This is a genomic window from Pseudarthrobacter sp. MDT1-40-2, from assembly GCF_059383595.1.
Genome location: NZ_JBWZCL010000004.1, coordinates 341,240 through 348,504, shown reverse-complemented (window position 1 = coordinate 348,504; position 7,265 = coordinate 341,240). Strand labels below are relative to the sequence as shown.

The window sequence follows — 7,265 nt, the reverse complement described above, 5'->3', positions numbered from 1 at the left end:
GCCCTTTAGGGTGTGGAAGAGGGTTTTGGTTGCCATAGGAAGAGAGGGGGGACGGGGGAAAACTCCCCCGTCCCCGCCAGGTTCGAGTGCTGATTCACACCCGGGTAGAACTACTCCGAGTCAACACCCTCGGCCGGATCGGTTGCGTGCACGCGCTCGGTTTCGGGCTCGGCACCTTCCTCTTCAGCTACGACGGGAGACAGCGACAGCTTTCCGCGGTCGTCGATCTTGGTGATTTCCACCTGGACCTTCTGGCCCACCGACACAACATCCTCGACGTTGTCCACGCGCTTGCCGTTGGCAAGCTTGCGCAGCTCGGAGATGTGCAGGAGGCCGTCCTTGCCCGGAGTCAGCGAAACGAAGGCACCGAAGGTGGTGGTCTTGACGACCGTACCCAGGTACCGCTCACCGATTTCCGGAACCTGCGGGTTCGCGATGGCGTTGATGGCGGACCGTGCCGCATCGGCAGACGGACCGTTGGTTGCGCCGATGTAGACCGTGCCGTCATCCTCGATGGAGATGTCAGCGCCGGTGTCTTCCTGGATCTGGTTGATCATCTTGCCCTTGGGGCCGATGACCTCGCCGATCTTATCCACGGGGATCTTCACGGCAATAACGCGCGGAGCGAACTCGGAAAGCTCGTCCGGGGTGTCGATAGCCGAGTTGAGGACCTCAAGGATGTGCAGGCGGGCTTCACGGGCCTGCTTCAGTGCTGCTGCCAGCACGGAAGCGGGGATGCCGTCGAGCTTGGTATCCAGCTGGATGGCTGTCACAAACTCTGCGGTACCGGCAACCTTGAAGTCCATGTCACCGAAAGCATCTTCGGCGCCGAGGATGTCAGTCAGCGCTGCGTAGCGGGTCTGGCCGTCAACCTGGTCGGAGACCAGGCCCATGGCGATACCGGCGACGGCGGCCTTCAGGGGCACACCGGCGTTCAGCAGCGACAGGGTGGAGGCACAAACGGAACCCATCGACGTAGAACCGTTGGAGCTGAGGGCTTCAGACACCTGGCGGATGGCGTAGGGGAATTCCTCACGGGAGGGCAGTACCGGAACGATTGCGCGTTCCGCAAGGGCACCGTGGCCGATTTCGCGGCGCTTCGGGGAGCCGACGCGGCCGGTTTCACCGGTGGAGTACGGCGGGAAGTTGTAGTTGTGCATGTAGCGCTTGCGCGTTACCGGCGACAAGGAGTCGATCTGCTGTTCCATCTTGAGCATGTTCAGCGTGGTGACACCCATGATCTGGGTTTCGCCGCGTTCGAAGATGGCAGAACCGTGGACGCGGGGCAGAACCTCGACCTCGGCGGTGAGCTGGCGGATGTCCGTCAGGCCACGACCGTCGATGCGGATCTGGTCCTTCAGGATGCGCTGGCGCACAACCTGCTTGGTGACCGAGCGGAATGCTGCGGACAGTTCCTTCTCGCGGCCTTCGAACTGGCCGGCCAGGGCAGCAGTGACTTCATCCTTGAGCGCATCCGTTGCGTCGTTACGCTCGGTCTTGTCAGCGATCTGGAAGACAGCGGCCAGCTTGTCGGCGGCAGCAGACTCCACAGCGGCGTAGACGTCGTCCTCGTAGTCGAGGAAGACCGGGAACTCGACGGTGGGCTTGGCAGCGCGGGCAGCCAGGTCCGACTGTGCGTCACACAGTGCCTTGATGAACGGCTTTGCAGCCTCGAGGCCCTCGGAAACAACTTCTTCGGTAGGAGCGGTGGCGCCCTGTTCCTTGATGAGGTTCCAGGAGTTGTCCGTGGCTTCGGCTTCGACCATCATGATGGCGACATCGTCACCGGCAATACGCCCGGCAACCACCATGTTGAAGACCGAGTTTTCCAGCTGGGAGTGCTTCGGGAAAGCAACCCACTGTGAGCCGGTCTCGTCAGCAACCAGGGCAACGCGGACGCCGCCGATGGGGCCGGAGAACGGAAGGCCGGAAAGCTGCGTGGACATGGAGGAGGCGTTGATGGCCACCACGTCGTAGAGCTCGTCCGGGTTGATCGACAGGACGGTCACCACGATCTGGACCTCGTTGCGCAGGCCCTTGACGAACGCGGGGCGCAGCGGACGGTCCATGAGGCGGCAGGCCAGGATGGCTTCGGTGGACGGGCGGCCTTCGCGGCGGAAGAACGAGCCCGGAATACGGCCGGCAGCGTACATACGCTCCTCGACGTCGACCGTCAGCGGGAAGAAGTCGAATCCTTCGCGCGGGTGCTTGCCCGCAGTGGTAGCGGACAGCAACGCGGTGTCATCGTCGATGTACACCATGGCTGCGCCGGCTGCCTGCTTGGCAAGGCGACCGGTTTCAAAGCGGATTACACGCTTGCCAAAGCGGCCATTGTCAATAACTGCTTCTGAGAACTGGATTTCGGGACCCTCCAAGAGAGTCACCTCCGTTTCTTGATTCACGGAAGTCCAGCCGCATCAACCCAGGCCAGCATCTGTCTACTGGCCTGCACTGCACCCGGTCATCGATCGAGACCCACGGGCCAGGGCTTCAATCAAGGAAGCCGTTCCCGGGGATCACTACCGAGGACCGCGAATGCGTGATGCGGTTGATCCTCCTATTGAGTTTTCATTTGAAGAAAGCGGCCCGTTCCGGGTGGGAACGGGCCGCTCCCGATACGACTAGCGGCGCAGGCCGAGGCGCTCGATGAGCGAACGGTAGCGTTCGATGTCGGTCTTCTTGAGGTAGCCAAGCATGCGCTTGCGACGACCAACCATGGCCAGCAGACCGCGCTGGGTGTGGAAGTCGTGCTTGTGCTCCTTCATGTGCTCAGTCAGATCCTTGATCCGCTGGGTCAGGACTGCAACCTGGACCTCGGGCGAACCGGTGTCGCCCTCAGACGTTGCGAAATCCTTGATGATGGACTGCTTTACAGCGGCGTCAAGTGCCACAATAACTCCTAGAGATGTGCCGTGTGGCCCGAATCAGCAGGTCGCTGCCGGGATCGCGCACGCCGGACTTCAGGACTAAACCAAAAGACCGTGCGCGCAACAGGAGCCAGCCGCCACGGACTGCAGCCGGATCCAACGTTTAGTTTACCGGCACGCCTGCAATCTTGTCGAAACAGCCGACTTAGCTGCCACTCAGGATGGCGTGCGCCTGTACAACGTCGAGCTTCATCTGCTCGACCAGCGCATCGGGGCCGGTGTAGGTGACCATGCCGCGCAGACGCTCGACGAACTCCACCACAACAGTCTGGCCATAGAGGTCGAAGTCTTCCACGGCTTCGTCAGGCCGGTCGATGACGTGCGCTTCCACCTGGCGGCTTACGCCGTCGAATGTTGGATTGGAACCCACGGAGATGGCTGCCGGCCAGCGTGCGCCTGCCTGGTCCACCAGCCAACCGGCGTAAATGCCGTCTGCCGGGATGAGTCCGGTGGCCGTGCCGGCAAGGTTGGCGGTGGGGAAACCGAGGGCGCGCCCGCGGGCTGCCCCGTGGACCACCTCTCCGCGCATCCGGTGCGGCCGGCCCAGGACAGCGGCAGCAGTAGCGACGTCGCCGTCCCGCAGGGCCTCCCTCACCCAGGTGGAGGAACAGCGGCGGTCCGTGCCGCCGTCATCGTGCAGGGGGTAGCCTTCGGAGCCGAATTCGCTGATCACCTGGACCTCGAAGTCGAACTTCCGGCCGAGTTCCTTCATGGTTTCCAGGTCGCCTGAATTGCCGCGGCCGAATCGCGCATCATGGCCGATCACCACGTGGCGGGCATGCAGGGTGTCCACCAGGTACTGGCCCACGAATTGCTCGGCGGTGAGGCTGGCGAGGTCCAGCGAGTACTTGACCACCAGGACGGCATCCAGGCCGAGCTCCCCCAGTGCCACAAGCTTGTCCTGGAGTCCCATGATCATCTGCGGAGCCGATTCCGGCCGGTGGATAAACGCCGGATGGGGATCGAAGGTGACCGCCACGGCCCGTGATCCGGTAAGGCGCGCCGCGCGAATGAGTTCTGAGAGAACCTGCTGGTGGCCGCGATGGACGCCGTCGAAGTTTCCGAAAGTAACAACGGAAGGACCGAAGTCCGCCGGGACCTCGGACGGATCGTTCCAGATGTGGACCATCACCCTCGCCTCTACGCCTTCACAAACATTATTCGATACTGCATTCAGTACTTCGGTGTTGCTGACTACTGGTTCATTCGACTGCTGCACCGTTTTCCGCAATTCCGGAATTCCGGAGCACGTCCAGCCCCGGAACCATCTAAGGTTACCCGTAAATGCTGCCCCGCTTACCCGGGCTGAAAGCGTGCAGGGTGCCCGGCCACTATCGCGAAGGACGCCTGCGGTAGAGCCAGACAAGGCCCAGGATTGGCAGGAGCAGCGGAACGAACGCATAACCCCGCCCGAACAGCGACCACACGGTCTCGTGGGGGAACTGGACGGAGTCAAAGATACTCAGCGCGCCCACCACGAGGACCCCCACGAGTTCCACCAGCACCGCGGCAACGGAGACACGGAACCACATGCGGCCCGGTTTCGCGAGGGACACGGTGGCAATGATGTAGACGACGGCGGCAAACGCCGAGAGCAGATACGCGAGGGGCGCTTCGCTGAACTTCGTCAGGATCTGATAACCGGCACGGGCCGTCGCGGAAATCGCGAAGACCGCGTACACGGCAATGAGCAGCCGGCCCGGGCCGGTGTTCCGGGTGTCGCGGGGCTGTGCAGACGCGCCTTCGGCGGAGGGCGCGGATGCCGACTGGTTCTTTTCCACCGGAGTGTTTCCTTCTTCCACTTTCAATGCCGTTACAGGTTCAGTACCAGATCTGGTTCATGCGCGCAGCCATGACGAGCGCCGTGACTCCCACGGCGGCCAGCACGAAATTGCTCCATCTGGTCCGTTCCAGGACAGACCAGTAGACAGCTGCCGGGGGCAGCAGCAGCGCCGTGGCCATGTAGCCCCAGAACTCCCAGGCCTCTCCGGCGATGGGCTCCCCCGTTATCACCCGGACAATGGACCCCACCAGGTAGACCAGCAGGGCCACTTCGACGCCAATGACCGAGAGGATGGTGGCATCGTTGGGGGCCTTCTTCAGAATGCCGGCGCCGAGGCACAGCAGCGTTGAGACCAACCCCACCACCAGGACGATGTAAAAGTATGCGTCCACTACTACTCGACCGCTCCAGCTGGGTCAGGAGCGGTGTCGGGAGCGAAAACCAGGACCGGCTTGGCCGAGGTACCCGAATCGGCGAGCAGGGCCACGAGCTGGCCGTCGGGGGCGAAAGCCGCGGCCGGACGCTCAACGGTCGCAGCCTCCGGCGTCCCGGCTGCAGGGCCGGCCGCGATCCGGCGGCCAAAAGAGATCTCGCGGGTTTCCTCGTCGCTCAGCTCACGGTTGGGCATCAGGGCCCTGGCTGCCTGCGACATTTCCAGGACGTCCAAGTGTTCCGCGAGCTGTTCCAGGGTGTGCGCCTGCTCCAGGGAGTACGGCCCGACGTGCGTCCGGCGCAGCGCCGTGAGGTGGCCGCCGACCCCCAGCCCGGCGCCAAGATCACGGGCGAGGGCCCTGATATAGGTTCCGGACGAACATTCGACGGTAACGTCCAGATCCAGCGCCTGGTGATCGGCGGAGCGCCGGATAGCGGCCAGTTCGAATCGGAGGATGGTAACGGGACGGGCGGCCAGTTTGACTTCTTCACCTGACCGGACACGGGCGTAAGCGCGTTCACCATTGACTTTGATAGCGCTGACGCTACTGGGAACCTGCTGGATCTCACCGGTGAGGGCAGCTATGCCGGCCCTGACCGCGGCATCCTCAACCCCGGCGGCACTGACGGTGCTGACTACCTCACCCTCGGCGTCGTCAGTGATGGTGGACTGGCCGAGCCGGATCGTGGCGGTATAGGTCTTGGAGGTGCCTACGATGTAGGTCAGCAGGCGGGTGGCCTTGTTGATGCCGACCACCAGGACTCCCGTAGCCATGGGGTCCAGGGTTCCGGCGTGGCCCACCTTCCGGGTACCGGCAAGCCGCCGCATCCGGCCAACCACATCATGGCTGGTCCATCCCTGCGGTTTGTCCACTATCACCAGTCCAGAAAGCACGCCTCCCAGTATATGCGCGCGGGAAGGGCCGGCCGCCGCGCAGCTTAGGATGGCTGCTATGCCCAAGCTCTCCGCCGCCGTCAGCGAGTTGCCTGTCAACCAGATCCGTGAGATTACCGAGCAGGCCTGGCAGACGCCCGGTGCGATAGTCCTGAGCATCGGCGAGCCGGGGTTTCCGCTCCCCCGCCACGTGCTCGAAGCCGGGATGGCGTGCCTTGAACGGGATGAGACCAATTACACACCCAACGCCGGCATTCCGTCGCTGCGGGAGGCCTTCGCCGCACGGTTCCGGGAGCGCAGCGGGACAAGCATCGGGGCGGACCGCGTCTACGTGGTGGATGGCGCGCAACAGGGACTCCACTTCGCGATGAGCCTGCTGCTGTCCCCCGGCGACGAGGTCCTGATCCCCAATCCCGGCTATCCCACCTTCGTAATGACCGCCAGCCTGCTGCACGCGTCGCCGGTCCGTTACCCGCTCTATCCGGAGCACGGTTTCCAGCCGCGGATCAGTGACCTCGAGAAGCTGATCACGGAGCGGACCCGTGTACTGGTACTGAATTCCCCTTCCAATCCGCTGGGCGCCGTGCTCAACGCAGAGCTGACCCGTGAGCTGGTGGACCTGGCCCGCCGGCACGATCTCTGGATCATCTCGGATGAATGCTACGAAGCCTTCACCTACGACGTGCCGCATGTCAGTCCGGCCGTCTTCGACAGTGACCTTCCCGGGCAGGCAAGGGTTTTCACATCCCTGACGCTGTCCAAGACCTATGGCCTTACCGGGCTGCGGATTGGGGCACTGATTTGTCCTCCGGGACTGGAGAAGGTCATGAACAACGCGATGGAAGCGATCGTTTCCTGCGTCGCGTCGCCGTCGCAGTATGCTGCGCTGGCGGCGCTGACCGGGCCGCAGGATTACGTCTCCTTCGCCCACGCGCACTACCGCGCCAACCGGGATGCGGCGTCGGCGGTGCTGGATGCCCGGAATATCCCCTACCTCGGCGCGCAGGGAGCCTTTTACCTTTGGGCGGACGTTTCCCACGCCAGCGAAGGCGACGTACGCGCCTGGGCCCGCCGGTTCCTGACTGACTCGGGTGTGGCCGTTGCTCCCGGTACCGCCTTCGGCTCGATCGGCGAGGGCTGGATACGAATAGCCCTCTGCGGCTCACGGCAGGAACTGCTCGACGGCGTCAACAAGCTGCCGGCGCAGGCGAAACCTGCCTGAGCGGGC

7 protein-coding genes are annotated in these 7,265 nt (G+C 63.6%); 1 reads left to right on the top strand and 6 read right to left on the bottom strand.

Translation table 11 applies throughout. The features are described from left to right. Positions 1–110: 110 nt before the first annotated feature. The 6 genes from AC50X5_RS13990 to truB form a co-directional block, all read right to left on the bottom strand. A complete protein-coding gene (locus AC50X5_RS13990; protein ID WP_494976691.1) occupies positions 111–2,375 on the bottom strand; it encodes a polyribonucleotide nucleotidyltransferase in 2,265 nt (754 codons plus the stop codon). 246 nt (positions 2,376–2,621) lie between these two features. Next, on the bottom strand, positions 2,622–2,891 hold the full coding sequence (rpsO, locus tag AC50X5_RS13985; protein ID WP_463937439.1) for a 30S ribosomal protein S15: 270 nt from the start codon (positions 2,889–2,891) through the stop codon (positions 2,622–2,624). Between the two features lie 181 nt (positions 2,892–3,072). After that, a complete protein-coding gene (locus AC50X5_RS13980) occupies positions 3,073–4,056 on the bottom strand; it encodes a bifunctional riboflavin kinase/FAD synthetase (protein WP_494976690.1) in 984 nt (327 codons plus the stop codon). 202 nt (positions 4,057–4,258) lie between these two features. Beyond that, positions 4,259–4,708, bottom strand: a complete 450-nt coding sequence (locus tag AC50X5_RS13975) for a hypothetical protein (RefSeq protein WP_494976673.1) — start codon at positions 4,706–4,708, stop codon at positions 4,259–4,261. 40 nt (positions 4,709–4,748) lie between these two features. Then, on the bottom strand, positions 4,749–5,102 hold the full coding sequence (locus tag AC50X5_RS13970) for a hypothetical protein (protein WP_494976672.1): 354 nt from the start codon (positions 5,100–5,102) through the stop codon (positions 4,749–4,751). A gap of 2 nt (positions 5,103–5,104) precedes the next feature. Continuing rightward, a complete protein-coding gene (gene truB / locus AC50X5_RS13965; protein WP_494976671.1) occupies positions 5,105–6,037 on the bottom strand; it encodes a tRNA pseudouridine(55) synthase TruB in 933 nt (310 codons plus the stop codon). 58 nt (positions 6,038–6,095) lie between these two features. Here truB and AC50X5_RS13960 point away from each other — a divergent pair, with 58 nt between their 5' ends. Further along, complete coding sequence (locus AC50X5_RS13960; protein WP_494976670.1) at positions 6,096–7,259, top strand: pyridoxal phosphate-dependent aminotransferase; 1,164 nt, start codon at positions 6,096–6,098, stop codon at positions 7,257–7,259. Positions 7,260–7,265: the final 6 nt, after the last annotated feature.